Annotated in this window: 1 protein-coding gene; it reads left to right on the top strand. The window is 46.7% G+C overall.

Annotation, left to right across the window (positions count from 1 at the left end; genetic code table 11):
* Nucleotides 1-106 precede the first annotated feature (106 nt).
* The coding region (locus CIK04_RS30445) for a glutathione S-transferase N-terminal domain-containing protein (RefSeq protein ID WP_176463483.1) at nucleotides 107-469 on the top strand (363 nt) is incomplete at its 3' end.

Below are 469 nucleotides of genomic sequence, written 5' to 3'. Positions count from 1 at the left end.
CGTTTTGGCGATTCTATCCGCTTAGAAATGTTCGATGCGCAAGGGCAATCTATTTTTGGTGCGATTGAACAACAAGTGAGTCGTTATCAGCATAAATGAGGTTGGTATGGAGACAAGTCTTAAACTCTACGGTTATTGGCGTTCGTCTGCCGCCTTATCGCGTGAGGATCTGCTTAAMYTGAAGCAGCTCTGTTATGAAAACCATTCGATTCATTTAGTGAAAAATGGCGGAGAGCAGCATCTAGCACAGTACCATGCACTCAATCCCAATGAGCTGGTGCCCGTGTTGGTGGATGGGGAGCTGGTCCTCAATCAGTCATTGGCGATCATTCAGTATCTCGATGATAACTATTCATCGACTCAAGTGATCCCGTCCATTGGGCCACTCAAGTATCAAGCGCTGGCGTTGGCGCAAGACATTGCGGTTGATGTTCATCCTCTGAATAATCTTCGGGTCTTGCAGTATCTC

The sequence above is a fragment of the Vibrio sp. 03_296 genome, assembly GCF_002265885.1.
The sequence above is the reverse complement of the archived record's forward strand: the minus strand, read 5'-3'. Positions and strand labels throughout refer to the sequence as shown.